Raw genomic sequence first — 18,392 nt, forward strand, 5'->3', positions numbered from 1 at the left:
ATATTTTTTCTTATGCAAACAAACAAAGAATTAATCCTGCTGGCACAGCGTATCCGGGCGCTCTCTCAAACCGGTTTGACTTATTCCTTGAGCGAGTACGACACCGAACGCTACGAAGAACTTCTGGACATAAGCAATCAAATAGTATCCCTTTCCACCGGGATCGACCCGGAGTCTATTAATGCATTATATATCCCACTAAAAGAATATGCAACTCCCAAAGTAGATATTCGAGCGGTTGTTTTTAACGAGAAAGACGAAATATTACTCGTTAAAGAAAAAGCAGATGGCCTTTGGGCACTTCCCGGCGGATGGAGCGATGTAGGTTATTCTCCGAAAGAGGTAGCTCAAAAAGAAGTAAAAGAAGAAACCGGCCTGGATGTAACCCCCGTTCGTTTGCTGGCAGTAATGGATATGAGCAAACATTCCCACCCCGCAATTCCGTTTTACATCTATAAGTTCTTTATCCTTTGTGAACAAATTGGTGGGGAGTTTACCGAAACGTTCGATATCCTTAACAAAGGTTTCTTCGACATAAACAAGCTGCCTCCCCTATCTTTGGAACGCGTATTGCCTCAGCAGATAAAGATGATGTCTGAGTATTACAAAACCAATGCAAACACCGTATATTTAGATTAATTTTATACTTTTGTAATAACCTGTAATCTAATATTGAAACAATTAAAGAGATATGGAACACTAGATTAACTAAATGACATCAAGATGAAAAAGTTTTTAATTTTACTCTCATTCTGCGGACTGCTATTTGCTTTACCTTTTATGCTTGCCGCTCAGACCAATCACAAGTTTCTAGACCCGGATTTGCCTATTGACGAAAGAGTTAATAACCTGGTCGGGCAAATGACTTTGGAAGAAAAGATCAGTCAGATGATTAATACGGCTCCGGCCATTGAACGTTTAGGGGTACCGGCTTACAACTGGTGGAACGAAGCGCTACATGGTGTAGCCCGTAGCCCCTACCCTGTTACCTCCTTTCCGCAAGCCATCGGTATGGCTGCTACCTGGGATGTAGAATCTATCTATCAAATGGCTGACTATACATCGGACGAAGGACGGGCAATCTATCACGACTCTTCCAGAAAAGGGAAAACAGGTATTTTCCTGGGATTGACCTACTGGAGCCCAAACATCAATATCTTCAGAGACCCAAGATGGGGACGCGGACAGGAAACCTACGGGGAAGATCCTTTCCTTACCGGAGCCATCGGTTCGTCTTTTGTGAAGGGTTTACAAGGAGACCATCCGGTTTACCTGAAATCGTCTGCCTGCGCCAAACATTATGCAGTGCATAGTGGCCCGGAATGGAACAGACATACATACGATGCTAAAGTAAGTAACTTCGACCTGTGGGATACATACCTCCCGGCATTTAAGGAGTTGGTAGTAGATACCAAAGTAAGCGGAGTGATGTGTGCCTATAATGCTTTCTTCGGACAGCCTTGCTGTGGCAGCGACGAGCTGATGATGGATATATTGTATAATCAGTGGAATTTCAACGGATATGTAACTTCCGACTGTGGGGCTATCTACGACTTCTTCCAAACACACAAAACACATGCCGACGCTGCCGTAGCCTCTGCCGATGCTGTTCTGCACGGAACAGATTGCGAATGCGGAAACGGAGCTTACAAAGCCTTGGCTGATGCTGTAGGACGAGGACTGATTACGGAAGAAGAAATAGACCTGTCCGTCAAAAGATTATTCAAAATCAGATTCCAATTAGGTATGTTCGACCCAGATGATCGTAACCCCTATGCTAAAACACCTGTTTCCGTTCTGGAATGTGATGAGCACAAAGCACATGCTTTAAAGGTGGCTCGCCAATCTATGGTTTTACTAAAAAATGAGAACAAGCTACTGCCTTTAGATAAAAAGAAGATCAAAAAGATTGCTGTAGTAGGTCCTAATGCAAACGATGAAAGCGTTTTACTGGCCTACTATTATGGCTATCCTACGAAAGTGACTACTTTGCTGGAAGGTATCAAGTCCAAAGTCGGGAAGAATATTCAGGTAGTATACGAAAAGGGCGTTAACCTGACAGACAATCTTGTCTTTACGTCCAGATACGATGACAAAGTCTTCAGCTATGATGGCAAACAAGGTTTCAAGGCGAATTATTATCAAAACACCAATAGAGAAGGAACTCCCGGTTTATCCCGCAGAGAAAAGGAAGTAGACTATCAATGGGGAGACGGACAGGATATAGCCAACGGCATTATCACCCGCCAGATGTCTGCTCACTGGTCTACGGTCTATTCACCCAAAGAAAGCGGCGAAGTTTGCTTCTATCTGAAAGCCGATGATTGGGCTGAGCTCTATATTGATGGTGTAAAACAGAACAGCGTCAGCCAGATTTACTCCTACTTCCCGTTCAAAGCGGAAAAAGGAAAGAAATATAATATCGATATCTACTATCGTCAGCATGCCGATAATGCTGAAATAACCTTCGATCTCGGAACCTTAAAGACTACAAACTATGCCGAAGTAGCTAATTCGGTAAAGGATGCCGACATCATCATCTTTGCCGGAGGTATCTCTGCTAAAATAGAAGGTGAAGAAATGCCTGTTGAAATTGAAGGATTTAAGAAAGGAGACCGGACTTCAATTGCCTTGCCTGCCGTTCAGCGTGAGATGCTTTCGGCACTGCATGCTACAGGCAAACCGGTTGTATTTGTATTGATGACCGGTAGTGCTATCGGACTTGAATGGGAATCGCAGAACCTTCCGGCTATCATCAATGCCTGGTATAGCGGACAAGCAGGGGGGCAAGCCATTGCCGATGTTATCTTTGGCGATTACAATCCGGCCGGACGTCTTCCTGTTACCTTTTATAAAAACGTAGATGATCTGCCCGACTTTGAAGACTATAGCATGCGTAATCGTACCTACAGATACTTTACAGGCAAAGCGCTGTATCCCTTTGGTTACGGACTAAGCTATACTACCTTCCAATACGGTTCGCTGGATATTTCGGGGAAGAACGGAGGACAGGTAGTAAAGGTTACAGTAACAAATACAGGCGACAGGGAAGGTGACGAAGTAGTGCAGCTATACCTCAGCAACAAAAGAGACTTCGTTACCCCGATCCGCTCTTTGAAAGGTTTTAAAAGGATTCACCTGAAGGCGGGAGAATCACAGACGGTAGAGTTTGCCCTAACAGCAGACGAGCTATCACTTGTCAGTCCTTCGGGAGGCAAAACCCCGATGAAAGGTGATGTACTGATCTCCGTAGGAGGCGGCCAACCTTCACCAGATGCTCTTGCCGCTCAGAAATGTATTCAGAAAAAAATTACGTTACCATAACGTTTTTTACACGAAGGTATCGTATATAAAAAAAGCAGCCATCTGTTTTTCAAATTGCATGCATGCGTTTTACGAATCGCATGCATGCTTTTTGAAAAACGTACGCATGCGTTTCTTTCATTGGCTTTTCTTAAAAATATACGCTGCATCTTAAGCATTTGCAATATAAAATGCGTACCTTTGCGGTTCAAACAAAGACCGTAAGATGAATTATAACACCCAAGAGAAAAAATTGGCCATGCCAGAGTATGGCCGAAATATCCAAAACATGGTTGAATACTGCGTTTCAATTCCTGAAAAGGAAAAACGCCAGCAATGTGCTCACTCGATAATAAATGTAATGGGAAACATGTTCCCCCATCTCCGCGACGTAAATGACTTCAAACATATCTTATGGGATCATTTGGCAATTATGGCTGATTTCAAACTGGATATCGACTATCCTTATGAGATTATCAAAAAAGAAAATCTCTATAAAAAGCCACCCAGAATTCCTTACAACAACTCACGTATCCGCTACCGCCATTACGGTATTGCGCTGGAAAAAATGATAAAAAAAGCCAACGAGCTGGACAATGGAGAGGAAAGAGACATACTCGTAAAATTATTGGCCAACCAAATGAAAAAATCGTATCTGACCTGGAATAAAGAGTCGGTAGACGATCGTAAGATATTTAAAGACCTGGACGAATTGTCGCAAGGGAAAATCGTACTGCATGAAGATGAGATAAAATTAACGGAAAGCCGTGAAATCCTGGCCAAGAACAACAACAATAATAACAACAATAATAAGAAAAATCATTCACGCAAAAACAGATGAGTTCTTTTGTAATTGAAGGCGGGTACAGAATGTCCGGCGAAATCATTCCTCAAGGGGCAAAGAATGAAGCGCTGGAAGTGATTTGTGCCGTCTTGCTTACACCTGAAAAGGTTACGATTCATAATATCCCTGATATTTTAGATGTAAACAACCTGATTCAACTCCTGCGTGACATGCAGGTTAAGGTGGAACGCTTATCTGCAGACACCTATACTTTCCAAGCCGATAACATCGACCTGGACTATATGAAAACAGATGAATTCCTGCGTAAAAGTACTTCTTTGCGAGGGTCTGTTATGATTGTAGGTCCATTGGTAGCCCGTTTCGGAAAAGCGCTTATCCCTAAACCGGGAGGCGATAAGATAGGGCGACGACGCCTGGACACTCACTTTGTCGGTATACAAAAACTGGGAGCATCTTTCCAGTACAATGCCGACCGACTGATCTATGAGATAGAAGCCGACCGACTGAAAGGAACATATATGTTGCTCGACGAAGCCTCTGTAACCGGAACAGCCAACATACTGATGGCTGCGGTATTGGCCGAAGGAACAACAACGATATACAATGCCGCGTGCGAACCATACCTGCAGCAACTCTCTACCATGCTAAACAATATGGGAGCACGTATCTCCGGAGTAGGTTCCAACCTGCTGACAATTCAGGGAGTAGAGGCACTGGGAGGCACTACGCACACGATATTGCCGGATATGATTGAAGTAGGTAGTTTTATAGGTATGGCAGCTATGACAGCTTCCGACATTACTATCAAAAATACCGGATATGACAAACTGGGGATTATTCCCGAATCATTCCGCCGCCTGGGGATTACGGTAGAGAAACAAGGCGACGACATTCATATCCCCACACACGAAACATATGAGATAGAAACCTTTATAGACGGTTCTATCATGACAATAGCCGATGCTCCATGGCCGGGACTTACGCCCGACTTGCTGAGTGTATTCCTTGTAGTAGCTACACAAGCTGTAGGAAGTGTATTGATCCACCAGAAAATGTTTGAAAGCCGTTTGTTCTTTGTTGACAAACTAATCGATATGGGAGCTCAGATTATTCTTTGCGACCCACACCGGGCAACAGTTATCGGACTGGGTAATCGCTTTAAGCTACGCGGAGCCAATATGGTATCACCGGACATCCGCGCAGGTATAGCCCTATTGATTGCTGCCATGAGCGCCGAAGGCAGTAGCCATATCCACAACATCGACCAGATAGACCGGGGGTATCAGGATATCGACAAACGGCTAAATAGTATCGGTGCACGTATCACACGTCTTTAACAACTACCGGACGCATGATAAGAAAAGAGGACGTTTGCAAAATAGGATATTTCGCCAAGCCCCATGGTATAAAAGGGGAAATCAATTTAGTATCTTCCAGTAACGCATTCGACGAAACCGACGAACCATATATTATCTGTGATATGGATGGTATACTGGTCCCCTTTTACGTCGAAGAATATCGCTATAAATCAGAGAATGTAATCCTTGTAAAGATGGAGAATGTAGATTCGGAAGAATCCGCCCGCCACTTCACAAACCGGGAAGTGTTTTACCCGCTGGCTGATATGCCGGAAAAAGATACTGTCGACGGCATAAGCTGGGATAGCTTTATCGGCTATCAGGTTATTGATGAAAAGCTAGGCACATTGGGTGAAATTACGGATGTAGACGAGAGTACAATCAACATACTTCTACAGGTTCATTACCAAGGTAGAGAGTTACTGATACCGGCTGCCGACGAGTTGATACTTTCGGCAGACCATGTAAATAAAAGCATTAGCGTATCTATTCCGGAAGGCTTACTGGATATATAGAAAACGTTAATAAGCGTAAAGTATTCATTTTCGGATAGGGTTTTTGCTACTTTTGCGTTTTAACAATCAATAATGGCACTAAAGCATAAAAATAACAAAGGATTCAAATCGTTTTGGTACCGGATGCGGTTCAAATACAAACTCTCCTTTTTCAATGAAGGAACATTGGAAGAAGTTTGGTCTTTCCGCATGTCGCGACTTTCTGCATTTTCTATTCTGGCATTATTTGCTTTTATCCTTATTACTATTACGTCACTGATCATTATAACGACTCCTATCCGTAACTACTTACCGGGATATCTGGATGTAGAAGTTCGCAGAGAGATCGTAGACAATGCCCTGCGCGCAGATTCTTTGGAAAGGATTTTGAACATACAGGCGTTGTATCTTGAGAATGTGGCAGGAATACTAAGCGGCACCATGCCTGTAGACTCTATCCGTGAGATTGATTCACTGGCACATGCCAATGCAAATTATGATATCCCCCGGAGCAAACAGGAAGCCGCCTTCATAAAAAACTTTGAAGAAGAGGAAAAGTACAATCTCACAGCTTTAAACCCCAATCATACACCAACAGATGCGGTATTCTTTTACAAACCGGTAAACGGCATTATCTCTTCCCATTATGAAGCCGACGTTCGCCACTATGGGGTAGACCTGGTAGCCGCTCCTAAAGAAAGTGTACTGGCAACCCTGGACGGAACCGTTATCTTTACAGGCTTTGACCCTCAATATGGAAATGTTATACAAATTCAGCATAAAAACGGATTTGTATCCATCTATAAGCACAACGAACTATTACTGAAAAAGATTGGCGATTCGGTTATCGCAGGGGAAGCTATCGCTTTGATTGGAAATACAGGTAATCTATCTACTGGCCCTCATCTGCATTTTGAATTGTGGCACAGAGGAAACCCCGTCAATCCGGAAGAATATATCGCTTTTTAAATATACATGAAGAGACGATTAGCCATACTAGGTTCAACAGGTTCTATAGGAACACAGGCACTGGAGGTTATCAGTGAAAACACCGACCTTTTTGAGGTATACGCATTAACGGCTAATAACCAAGCCGACCTGTTAATCCAGCAAGCCCGTCAGTTTATGCCGGAAATCGTTGTTATTGCCAACGAAGAAAAATACCCGGAAGTAAAGGACGCACTGGCAGACCTCCCCGTTAAGGTTTGGGGAGGCTCGGAAGCAATTGCTCAAATAGTGCAGGAAGAGCCGATAGACATGGTACTCACTGCCATGGTAGGATATGCAGGCTTAAAGCCAACTATCGCAGCCATCAAAGCCGGAAAGGCAATCGCCTTGGCCAATAAAGAGACCCTGGTTGTAGCCGGCGAACTGATTACAGCCTTGGCATCCGAACAGAATGTCCCTATCCTACCTGTAGATTCTGAGCATTCCGCTATATTCCAATGCCTGGCCGGAGAATGGCAAAATCCGGTAGAAAAGATATTACTGACAGCCTCGGGCGGCCCATTCCGCACCAAAACGATGGAAAAATTGGCTCATGTTACAAAGGCACAGGCTTTAAAACACCCCAACTGGGACATGGGAGCCAAAGTAACGATTGATTCGGCCAGCATGATGAACAAAGGCTTTGAAATGATTGAAGCGAAGTGGCTGTTTGGCTTATCCCCGGAACAAATACAGGTAGTAGTACATCCACAATCAATCATCCATTCGATGGTACAGTTTGAAGACGGATCGGTGATGGCTCAACTGGGTATTCCCGACATGAAGTTGCCAATCAGTTATGCGTTTTCATATCCCAAACGACTCAAAAGCAAAGCCCCCCGGCTGGATTTCACGCAGTATAATACGCTGACTTTTGAAGAACCGGACATGAAGCGGTTTCGTAACCTCGCATTTGCTTTTGAAGCAGTGCGGAAAGGTGGTAACATGCCCTGTATCCTGAACGCAGCCAATGAAATAGCAGTAGCCTCCTTCCTTCGTGAAGAGATTGGTTTCCTGCAAATGAGTAATATGATTGAGCAAACCATGCTAAAAGCATCCTTTGTTGCCAATCCTACCTACGAAGATTATGTAGCAACAGATGCTGAAGCCCGGAGAATAGCCTCCGAACAGATGTAAAAACAATTTAAATTAAACACGATAAATGGAAACATTTTTGATCAAGGCATTACAACTCATTCTGAGTTTATCTATATTAGTGATTATCCACGAATTCGGACACTTCTTGTTTGCCCGCCTCTTTAAAGTCCGGGTAGAGAAGTTTTATTTGTTCTTCGACCCTTGGTTTGCCCTGTTTCGCTACAAGCCGAAAAACAGTGAAACGGAATATGGTGTAGGCTGGCTTCCGCTGGGAGGGTATTGCAAGATATCCGGTATGATTGACGAAAGCATGGATAAAGAGCAGATGGCACAACCTCCTCAGCCGTATGAATTCCGCTCCAAATCATCCTGGCAGCGTTTGCTTATCATGGTAGGCGGAGTATTGTTCAACTTCTTGCTGGCACTCTTCATTTATTCCATGGTATTGTTTGCCTGGGGAGATAAATACCTTCCGCTGGAGAACATGAAGATGGGTATGGATTACAGCGACACATTCAAAAATGTAGGTTTTCAAGACGGAGATATCCTGTTAAAAGCCGACACTATGAAGCTGGAACGTTTCGGAACAGACGCCTTGCGCGCTGTAGCAACCGCCAGACAGGTAACCGTTCTCAGAGAGGGAGTTGAAACAGTCATTGCCATCCCGGAAGATATGATGCAACGTTTCTTGCGTGACAAACAAGGATTTGCCGGTATACGTTTCCCTATGATTATCGACCGGATGGCCGAAGAAACAAGCCCTGCTGCATTAGCCGGTTTGCAACCCGGAGACCGTATTTTATCCATCGGTGATGTAAAAACCCCTACATATTATGATGCAAGCGAACAGTTGGATGCCAGCAAAGGAAAAAACATTCAAGTAGGCTTCTCTCGTAATGGAGTGGAACAATTCGCACAAGTGCAGCTTGATTCTCTTGGAAAGTTGGGCATTTATCCTTCCTCTCCTAATGCGATCTATGAGACGGTAACCATCACATATAGCTTCTTTAAATCATTCCCGGCAGGAATTCGGTTGGGAATTAATACCTTGAAAGGTTATGTAAACGACATGAAGTATGCATTCACCAAAGAAGGAGCCTCCAGTTTAGGCGGATTCGGTGCTATCGGAAGCCTCTTCCCTGCACAGTGGGATTGGCGTTCTTTCTGGATGACTACTGCCTTCCTGTCTATCATTCTTGCCTTTATGAACATCTTGCCTATTCCGGCATTAGACGGAGGCCATGTAATGTTCCTGCTCTATGAAGTGATCACCCGTCGCAAACCCAGCGACAAATTCCTGGAGTATGCCCAAGTAGTCGGTATGTTATTGCTGTTCGGCCTACTAATCTACGCCAACGGCAACGACCTCTTCCGCTTTATCTTTAAATAGACTTAGTAGATATAATAAACTTAGTGGATACAATAGAATAAAGGGCTGGATGTTGCAAAACCATCCAGCCCTTTATCATTAAATCTATTAAGTTTATTAAGTCTATTAAACTTATTCCAGCGCTTTGTTTACGTTCTCCAGAGACTTTTTAGCATTTTCATTGGCAGGAGACTCTACTAATGCTTGCTCAAGATAAGTTTTTGCTTTTTTAAAGTCTTCATTAGCTTTTGCTTTTTCTGCGGCATACTTGTCGGGATCTGAAGTAGCTAAAGGGCTTGCTGCTTGTAATGCTTTGGCTCCGTTGTTAAAAAATAAGATACCCAGGCTATACAAGGCGTTTCCTTTATGTGTTTTATCAGGAACTACCAATACCTCTTTGAATAACTTTTCTGCTTCGGCAATGTTTCCGCTTTTCTGTTCTGCCTGAGCTACTTTCATCAAGTAACCGTAGCCCAGTTTCCCAAGGTTTACATTCGTTGGAAAGTCTTTGAGCCCTTCTCCTAAGGCAGCGATAAATTCATCTTTCTTATCTAAATCGCGTAAGGCCTTCACCTTCCCTACGTAAGCATTCTCTTTATTGTAATTCTTTTCAATAGCCATACCGAAAAAACGTACAGCTTCGGCATAGTTCTTTGCCTGGTCTGCACTGTATCCCGTATTGAATATCCGGGCAGCATCCTGATAGTCCGTCAACTTCAGGTATTCGCTATATTTCGTAAGGGCAAGCGCGTAGTTTTTTTCTTTTAAGGCAGCATCGCCTTCATCACGTAACTGATCTGCATCTTGTGCAAACAAACTCCCTGTACATAAGAATAAGGTTAAAACAAATAAAAGTACTTTCTTCATGGATGATAATGTTTTTAAATTAATAGTGCCTCTAAATTAGTAAGACTAACTTAGAAGCACCTATAATTTTAACTTATTTTAAAAAGAAATAATATATCCTTGGTGAAAATTACAAATCCAAAGGATGATATTCCAGTCCGAAGGCATCAGCTACAGCTTTGTAAACGATTTTACCGTCTACTACATTTAAGCCTAAAGATAATGTTTTGTCCTCTTTACATGCTTTCCGCCAGCCTTGTTCAGCCAGTTTGATGACATAAGGCAAGGTCGAATTGGTCAATGCCAACGTTGAAGTCTGCGGCACAGCTCCGGGGATATTCGCCACGCAGTAATGAATGATACCGTCTACTTCGTATATAGGCTCGGCATGGGTAGTAGGATGGGACGTTTCGAAGCAGCCGCCCTGGTCAATCGCTACGTCTACCAACACACTTCCTTTCTTCATCAGTTTCAGCATATCACGAGTTAACAAGCGAGGAGCTTTGGCCCCTGTAACCAGTACAGCGCCTACAACCAAATCCGTATTGGGCAATTCCTGCTCTATATTGTGAGCAGACGAATACAGCGTCTTAACGTTGGCAGGCATTACTTCACTCAGGTAGCGTAAGCGTGGCAAAGAAATATCAGCAATTGTTACATCAGCTCCCAATCCGGCAGCCATCAAAGCGGCATTATACCCTACGACTCCTCCGCCAAGCACAAGCACTTTGGCTGGTTTTACTCCGGGAACACCTCCCAGCAACACCCCTTTTCCGCCCTGAGGCTTTTCAAGGAAGCGGGCTCCCTCCTGCACAGACATACGTCCAGCTACTTCACTCATCGGAATCAAAAGCGGCAAAGTACGATCTGCATTCTCTACTGTTTCATAAGCCAAACAGATAGACTTACTCTTCATCATGGCTAATGTTAGCGCTTCTTCAGAGGCAAAATGAAAATACGTGAACAGCAACTGTCCGGGACGTACCAACGAATATTCACTGGCAATCGGCTCTTTCACCTTCACGATCATTTCAGCTATATTGTATACATCTTCAATAGTTGGAAGAATTTTTGCTCCGGCGTTTATGTATTCTTCATCAGGGAAACTACTTCCCTCCCCTGCAGTGTGTTGAACATACACAGTATGTCCTCTTCTTACCAATTCTTTAGCTCCGGCGGGCGTAAGCGCTACGCGATTTTCATTGTTTTTAATTTCCTTAGGGACTCCTACGATCATATTGTTAGCATTTAAAGTTTTGTGAGCCGAAATTTACACAAAAAACTGACATTATGATAATCTTTCCCCTGTTTTTTTGAGAAAACAAGTAATTTCCTTTACTCTTTTCCTGCAAACAGCGTTTTTAATTGATTTATGTCATGAACGACTGACCTGCAAACCTCCCGTCGAAAGCTTCATATCTACAAAACGAGCATTGGGATGAAGCGCAGAAGCTGTAAGAATACGCCGGATATGCCCGGCAGCTTCGGGATCCTTAGCTATAATATAAAGGTAGCCTCCTCCACCGGCACCCGGAAGTTCATATCCTAATGCATAATCTTTGATCAGAGAAATTAATGCTTCCACAGCAGGAGGGTTCGTGCCCGGATCGATGGCTTTTTTCTGTTCCCAGGTCTTACCTATCAAACGCCCATAAGTTTCAAAACTACCATATTGCACAGCATCATACAGATCAAGGGCATGTGTCTTCATTTCGGAAAGAAGACGCAAGCGGTATCCTTCATTCAGGAACATGCCGCGCACAATCTCTGCCAAAATACCTTTTGCTGTACGGGTAATACCGGTATAATACAATAAATGACATGATTGATACTGCGGATCCGTAAAAAAATAATCGGGCAACCATCGCACCAGTGGGCTTTGTCTGAAGCCTTCCTGCGTTTGCAGCAGTTTTACTCCATGCAAAATACCGCCATATTGATCTTGCCAGCCTCCGCCGGTAGTGAGCAACTGTTCCAATACCAGCGTACGGTCTCCAATGAGGCTTTTATCCCAGCCCAGCCCACAAAAATCGGAAACAGCAGCTAATACGGTAGCTGCCAGAATGGAGCTTGTGCCCAAGCCAGATCCGGCAGGAACAGCAGACAAGAGAGTTAACTCAATCCCACTGCCAAATTCCTTCAACTGCGCTTCCAGCGAGGCATATGTTTCCAGTGAATACTCCGGTATAAAACCAGCCAATGATAAGGCCGCCTTGGGAATAGAAAATGGAGATCCTACTTTATTATAATTCTTTAAATCCTCCCAGGTATGTAACTCTTCCCTGTCGCCCAAATCAATGGAGCGAAGAATAATTTTAAACTCCCGACAAGGCTTAACATAGACTTGTAACGGAGGTTGTCCGTTTAGTTCTACGGCAACATTAACCACATTACCACCTACATACAGACAGTAAGGAGGAGTATCTGTCCATCCGCCTGCCAAATCAATACGCACCGGGCTTCGTCCCCAAACAATCTGATCCTGGTACACATCCAGATGTGGTGTCTGGCGTTTACATTCCATTGACACGATCATCCCGTCTCGCAACAAACTGAATGCTTCGGATTCAGCCCTTGCCGCCTCTTCATTCTTTTTCTGTATTTGGAAAACCCTGGAACGGAACATTCGGTCATGAATCTGCTTGATAACAGGCATATCTTTAGACAATGGAGCGGGTAATGGGATAGCATCCTGGGCAAATGCCAAAGCTGCATCCGCTAAATCCAACTGATAAAAAATACTTCGTTCGTGATTCTCAGCCAACGTAGGCCAATTCTTCTGCCGAAAAGATTTGCGTTGAGCCGTTAAGCGTAGCAAATTGGCCTCATCAGTCAATTGCGCTGCCGACATTTTCGGAGCCTTCTGCCATAGTTCCCGTCCTGCTTCGTTTTCCGGATTTGCGATCATCCAGTTTAGCATTTCACCCATATCTTCTATGCTGTCACAGACCGGGAAAAGCAATAAATCCTGTATATCATCATTCTCCGGCAAATCTAAATACCTATCAGTCAACCATTGCTGCAAAGGTTGCTCCATGAACATTGTATCCGGCTCGGAGGCTTTGCCTCTAAACATATCCGTAAAGCCATACGGGCGGGCTACATACGCAGTATCTCCCAAAGGCACAACATCTACACAGATTCCCGCAGGCAACTTCAATGACCAGTTATTTTTCGGAATACCTGTCAGAATATGCTTATTCGTTATTTTCCAATCCTTAGCAATAAAGCTATTCTCTATCCACAGTTCAAAGTTGTCTGATCTGAGCGGTATTTCCACTTCTGCATTTTGGACAAACATGGCCGGATGAGGTTTTACTTTGCGCTGCATAATAGCCCGCTGATCACGCACCAGATTTTGCACAGCCAAAGTGGAAGATATTAACTCAGAGCCTGTTCCATAATGATAAAACTCGCCACCCGGTAAGGGCAGAATAGCGACTGATAACTGGTTTAACTCCGTATCTTTTATGCGGGGATTCTGCCCCAGAGCCAATCCGAATTCCGAATAAAGATCATACATCTTCAGCGATTGTCCGTCTGATTCATACGAATGTTTAACCAAGAGTTCTACTGCTTTATCACTCAGTAACCAAATCCCGATATCCATCAGAAACAGATGGGTTTGCGCCATCTCTCCCAAGAGATCAATAGAAGGCTTTTGCATCATAAAGTCCAAAGCGGAAGGATTCTCCCGGGATGACATAAAAACGCCATGACGAGTAGCCAGCACCGGATCAACCCACAAACCATAACATACAACATCAGCCTCCGGAATGCATTGCAACGGCTCATTTGCCCGAATATACACATCCCCGCTGGCAATCAACGTATGAAAAGAGTCTGGCGCTTTTTGCATGATCTCCTCATACAAAGGCAATTGCAACGACAGAAGACTTTGATTTAAGCGTTGCCCCCTCTCCCAGCGAAATACAGGGATAGGCGTAAGTATCTTACCCGAAGGAGCATAAGCCGGTAAACGACGACTCTGCCCACCGGCATGTAAAAGAATACGTTTCTCCTTTGCCAACCATTCCTCAAACTGAAGCGGAGAGGCTTCGTCGCGATAGCAAGCCTCTAGCAACCAGGTTGTTCCCCCACCCGACCCCAAGCGTTTACCGACAGGATCGGAAGTACAAAACCAGTTTTCAGGCGAAACATGTTCTATTTCATGGAAGCAATTCACCAAATTATGAGGCAAAGACAGTAAGTTCTTCATATTGTATCTCGCTTTTTCTTCAATTTCGATCGTGAAGATATTAATATAAATCGAACTTATCTGCCATACAATAGCTCTTTTTCTGCCTACGTTTTTGTTGGCTGACAGCCATCGGTCAATTGGTTGATAATTATCGGTCAGTTGGCTGACGGCCGTCGGCCAATTAACCGATGGTTATCGGCCAACGATTTTATGCCGTAATAATTACGCAAAGCATGGGTGAATTTGAAAAAACTTCAGACAATTGACAAACTATTTGTAAGCAAAATAGGTACAATATCTAATAATTTGCTACTTTTGTGGCGGTTTTTGTAAACACTAACAATAATGTAATAGTCTATGGCAAAATCGATAAAAGAGGAAGCATTACGGTATCATGCCGAAGGTAAGCCGGGAAAAATAGAAGTTATTCCAACCAAACCATATAGTACTCAGGCTGATCTATCATTAGCCTACTCTCCCGGAGTAGCTGAACCTTGCCTGGCAATAGAGCAGAATCCGCTGGATGCATATAAATATACCTCGAAAGGTAATCTGGTAGCTGTTATTTCAAACGGGACAGCTGTCTTGGGATTGGGTGATATAGGAGCGATGTCCGGAAAGCCGGTTATGGAAGGTAAAGGGCTTTTGTTTAAGATATTCGCCGGCATTGATGTATTTGATATTGAAGTGGATGAAAAAGATCCGGAAAAGTTTATACAGACTGTAAAAGCTATTTCTCCTACATTCGGGGGGATCAACCTTGAAGACATCAAAGCTCCGGAATGTTTTGAAATAGAAACCCGGCTGAAAGCGGAACTCGATATTCCAGTAATGCATGACGACCAGCACGGGACAGCTATTATCTCCGGTGCCGGACTGCTGAATGCCCTTGAGATTACCGGCAGGAAAATTGAAGATGTAAAAATTGTAGTGAACGGAGCCGGAGCGGCCTCTATTTCCTGCACCAGACTGTATGTGTTACTTGGGGCAAAGAAGGAAAATATCATCATGTGTGATAGCAAAGGGGTATTGTCTGTCTATCGCAACAACTTGAATGAGGCTAAAAAGGAATTTGCTACCGACAAGAATATTAAAACTCTGGAAGAAGCTGTGGCCGGTGCCGATGTATTTCTGGGACTGTCTGTTGCCGATGTATTGACAAAAGAGATGGTACGTTCCATGAACGACAATCCTATCGTCTTTGCCTTAGCCAATCCGAATCCTGAGATTTCGTATCAGGATGCGATGGACTCTCGTCCTGATATTATTTTTGCTACCGGACGCTCGGACTATCCGAACCAGGTAAACAATGTACTGGGATTTCCTTATATTTTTCGTGGCGCATTGGATACACATGCCAAAGCAATCAACGAAGAAATGAAACTGGCAGCCGTAAAGGCAATCGCCGCACTGGCAAAAGAGCCGGTACCCGATGTCGTAAATGCTGCTTATAAACTGAAAAGGACTACTTTCGGACGTGATTATATACTGCCAAAGCCATTAGACCCACGTCTGCTGACGGCTGTTTCCATCTCCGTAGCCAAAGCGGCTATCGAATCGGGTGTAGCGCGTAAAGTTATTACCGACTGGGAAGGCTATGCCAATCACCTGCGGGAGATGATGGGCTACGATAACAAGCTGATCCGCTCTTTCGTAGATATGGCAAAAGCCAATCCGAAACGTGTTGTATTCGCCGAAGCTAATCATGCCAATATGCTGAAAGCAGCGGTGGAAGCGAAATCAGAAGGAATTTGTATCCCAATCTTGCTGGGCAATGAAGAAAGGCTACATAAGATAGCAGCGGAAGAAAACCTGAACATCGATGGTATCGAAATAGTTAATTTACGCCACGACAGGGAAAACGACAGAAGAGCCCGCTTTGCCAAAATATTCTCGGAGCAAAAGGCGCGGGAAGGCGTTACCTTCTCTGAAGCCTACGAAAAGATGGTAGACCGGAATGCTTTTGGTATGATGATGGTCAACACCGGCGAGGCAGACGCCTTTATTACTGGTGTCTACAGCCGCTACTCGGAAGTAATCAAACTGGCTGAGCAAATTATCGGTATCCGTCCGTCATATAAACATTTCGGGACAATGAACATCATAAGCAGTAAGAAAGGGACTTTCTTTATTGCGGATACGTTGATCAACCGTCATCCGTCGGCTGATGTATTGAAGGATGTTGCCCGTCTCACACACGATGCTGTCAGATTCTTTGCGCACGAGCCGGTTATGGCGATGTTGTCATACTCCAACTTTGGCGCCGACAAGCAGGGCAGCCCTATGAAAGTGCATGAAGCGATCGATTACCTTCATACAAATTACCCCGAACTTGTAGTAGATGGAGAAATGCAGGTAAACTTTGCTTTCGACAAAAAGCTGCGGGACGAAACATACCCCTTCAACAAGCTGAAAGGAAAAGATGTAAATACACTGATATTCCCGAACCTGAGTTCGGCCAACAGTGCATACAAGTTATTACTTGAAATGGGTGTAGGAGAATCAATCGGCCCTATTCAGATGGGACTGAACAAGCCGATACACTTCACAGACCTGGAGAGTTCAACCCGGGATATACTGAATCTGACAACTGTTGCTGTGGTTGACGCCATTGTGCAAGAACAGATAGAAAAAGGAAACGAAGAGTAACGTTTCCGTTTTATGCCTTTATCAATAAAAAAAGGTTTACTTACGAATCATCGTTTAGTAAACCTTTTTGCTATATATTTCTTACTTAAATTATCTCAATAAAATGCAGTTTTACCATTTTATGATTTAACTGCACCTGCGTTCATCTCCTTTACAAGGCGACGGATCTTAGCATCTAATTGTTGGGAAACAGAACCTCTTCCTACCGTACGGTAGTGCTCAGCCTGATAACGCAACATGGCTAAAGTACGCATGCTTTCTTCACTTTTTCTTGTGATCATTATTCTTTCTTTTTGTTATACACTACAAAGATAACAACATTAATTGAAATAATGTTTTAAAACATACTTCAAAAGCATATTTTTAACGTTCGTTACGTATAAAGAAAGATATTTATATGATTTTAAAGTATTTCAGAGCTTTATAAATGCCATCATCATCTACGGAAGCGGTGACATAATCGGCAGCTTGCTTAACAGCATCCTCTGCATTTCCCATAGCGATGCCTGTGCCTGCATGACGGAGCATTTGTATATCATTCCCGCCGTCGCCAAAAGCCATGGTTTCATTCAGTGTAAATCCGTAGTGTTCAATGATCTTATCAATGCCAACCTGCTTACTGCTGCCTTTAGGAACAACATCGGTAAATAGAGGAGACCAACGTGTGGATTCGGATCCCGGCAGAAAAGGCATCACGTGTTTTTCCTGATCCGCATCAAAAAAAGCAATTATCTGATAAACATCGCCGGGTGGTATTTCCGAATACGGTACAACAGGAGGCTCGGGAAAGTTCAATTGACTCAACACCGTTTCAACCCGAGACGTTTTGTAATTCATAAATAACTCCTTTTCCTTCACCAGGATGTAAGGAAATACATTGGAAGGGTATGCTTTCTGATATTCAATCAGTGCATCTATATCTGTTGAGGGAATGCTGTGTTTATAGATTAGTTCACTTTCCCCGGCTACGCAATAGCCTCCGTTAAGGGTAATGTAACCATCAAATTCCTGGTCGCCCAGATTATTGATATACGCCCGATGTCGTCCGGTAGCAATAAAAAGCATGATACCTTTTTTTCGCAACAAATCAAGTGCTTCAAGCGTAGAGGGTGGAATAACGTGTGTGTTAAAACTGACGAGTGTACCGTCGATATCAAAGAAAACTGCCTTTATCATAACTATTTATAACCTTTCCGGCAAAGGTACAGAAAGTATCTAAAATATAAAAGCGCGATGCTCTGAACATCTCGCTTTTACGATACTAAATGTCTAATACTTTTGA

14 protein-coding genes are annotated in these 18,392 nt (G+C 43.6%); 9 read left to right on the forward strand and 5 right to left on the reverse strand.

The window, feature by feature from the left end:
* The first annotated feature begins 12 nt into the window (after window positions 1-12).
* The 8 genes from M2470_RS17330 to rseP all read left to right on the forward strand — a co-directional run bounded on the left by M2470_RS17330 (window position 13) and on the right by rseP (window position 9,435).
* A complete protein-coding gene (locus M2470_RS17330) occupies window positions 13-639 on the forward strand; it encodes an NUDIX hydrolase (RefSeq protein WP_280746269.1) in 627 nt (208 codons plus the stop codon).
* 84 nt (window positions 640-723) lie between these two features.
* Window positions 724-3,324, forward strand: a complete 2,601-nt coding sequence (locus M2470_RS17335; RefSeq protein ID WP_280746270.1) for a glycoside hydrolase family 3 C-terminal domain-containing protein — start codon at window positions 724-726, stop codon at window positions 3,322-3,324.
* Between the two features lie 205 nt (window positions 3,325-3,529).
* The gene (locus tag M2470_RS17340) at window positions 3,530-4,144 is read left to right on the forward strand and encodes a DUF4290 domain-containing protein (protein WP_280746271.1); all 615 of its coding nucleotides are present in this window, start codon (window positions 3,530-3,532) and stop codon (window positions 4,142-4,144) included.
* Window positions 4,141-5,445 carry a UDP-N-acetylglucosamine 1-carboxyvinyltransferase gene (gene murA, locus M2470_RS17345; protein ID WP_280746272.1) on the forward strand — a complete coding sequence of 435 codons (1,305 nt, stop codon included), beginning with the start codon at window positions 4,141-4,143 and terminating at the stop codon, window positions 5,443-5,445. Before M2470_RS17340 ends, murA begins: the two co-directional genes overlap by 4 nt.
* Before the next feature lie 14 nt (window positions 5,446-5,459).
* The gene (gene rimM, locus M2470_RS17350) at window positions 5,460-5,981 is read left to right on the forward strand and encodes a ribosome maturation factor RimM (protein ID WP_280746273.1); all 522 of its coding nucleotides are present in this window, start codon (window positions 5,460-5,462) and stop codon (window positions 5,979-5,981) included.
* 72 nt (window positions 5,982-6,053) lie between these two features.
* Window positions 6,054-6,929, forward strand: coding sequence for a M23 family metallopeptidase (locus M2470_RS17355; protein WP_280746274.1), 876 nt, complete (start codon window positions 6,054-6,056; stop codon window positions 6,927-6,929).
* A 6-nt stretch (window positions 6,930-6,935) separates the two neighbouring features.
* Window positions 6,936-8,084 carry a 1-deoxy-D-xylulose-5-phosphate reductoisomerase gene (locus tag M2470_RS17360; protein WP_280746275.1) on the forward strand — a complete coding sequence of 383 codons (1,149 nt, stop codon included), beginning with the start codon at window positions 6,936-6,938 and terminating at the stop codon, window positions 8,082-8,084.
* Between the two features lie 25 nt (window positions 8,085-8,109).
* Window positions 8,110-9,435, forward strand: coding sequence for an RIP metalloprotease RseP (gene rseP / locus M2470_RS17365; RefSeq protein WP_280746276.1), 1,326 nt, complete (start codon window positions 8,110-8,112; stop codon window positions 9,433-9,435).
* 111 nt (window positions 9,436-9,546) lie between these two features.
* Here the strand turns inward: rseP and M2470_RS17370 are convergent, their stop codons facing one another.
* From M2470_RS17370 to M2470_RS17380, 3 genes are all read right to left on the reverse strand, one after another.
* Entirely contained in the window at window positions 9,547-10,281 is a 735-nt protein-coding gene (locus M2470_RS17370) for a hypothetical protein (RefSeq protein ID WP_280746277.1), read from the reverse strand.
* 109 nt (window positions 10,282-10,390) lie between these two features.
* Window positions 10,391-11,497, reverse strand: a complete 1,107-nt coding sequence (gene ald / locus M2470_RS17375; RefSeq protein ID WP_280746278.1) for an alanine dehydrogenase — start codon at window positions 11,495-11,497, stop codon at window positions 10,391-10,393.
* A 138-nt stretch (window positions 11,498-11,635) separates the two neighbouring features.
* Entirely contained in the window at window positions 11,636-14,503 is a 2,868-nt protein-coding gene (locus tag M2470_RS17380; RefSeq protein WP_280746289.1) for a bifunctional fucokinase/fucose-1-phosphate guanylyltransferase, read from the reverse strand.
* 315 nt (window positions 14,504-14,818) lie between these two features.
* On the opposite strand from M2470_RS17380, the gene M2470_RS17385 reads away from it, so the two are divergent.
* Window positions 14,819-17,110 (forward strand): NADP-dependent malic enzyme, encoded by a 2,292-nt coding sequence (locus tag M2470_RS17385; protein WP_280746279.1) that lies wholly within the window; start codon window positions 14,819-14,821, stop codon window positions 17,108-17,110.
* Window positions 17,111-17,229: 119 nt separating this feature from the next.
* On the opposite strand, the gene M2470_RS17390 is transcribed toward M2470_RS17385, so the two are convergent.
* Together M2470_RS17390 and M2470_RS17395 are read right to left on the reverse strand one after the other, a co-directional pair.
* Window positions 17,230-17,364, reverse strand: a complete 135-nt coding sequence (locus M2470_RS17390) for a hypothetical protein (protein ID WP_280746280.1) — start codon at window positions 17,362-17,364, stop codon at window positions 17,230-17,232.
* Window positions 17,365-17,503: 139 nt separating this feature from the next.
* Window positions 17,504-18,286: a Cof-type HAD-IIB family hydrolase gene (locus M2470_RS17395; RefSeq protein ID WP_280746281.1), complete on the reverse strand. Its 783-nt coding sequence runs from the start codon at window positions 18,284-18,286 to the stop codon at window positions 17,504-17,506.
* Window positions 18,287-18,392: the final 106 nt, after the last annotated feature.

It is taken from the genome of Parabacteroides sp. PH5-46 (assembly GCF_029892785.1).
In the GTDB taxonomy this organism is placed as follows: Bacteria; Bacteroidota; Bacteroidia; order Bacteroidales; family Tannerellaceae; genus DFXE01.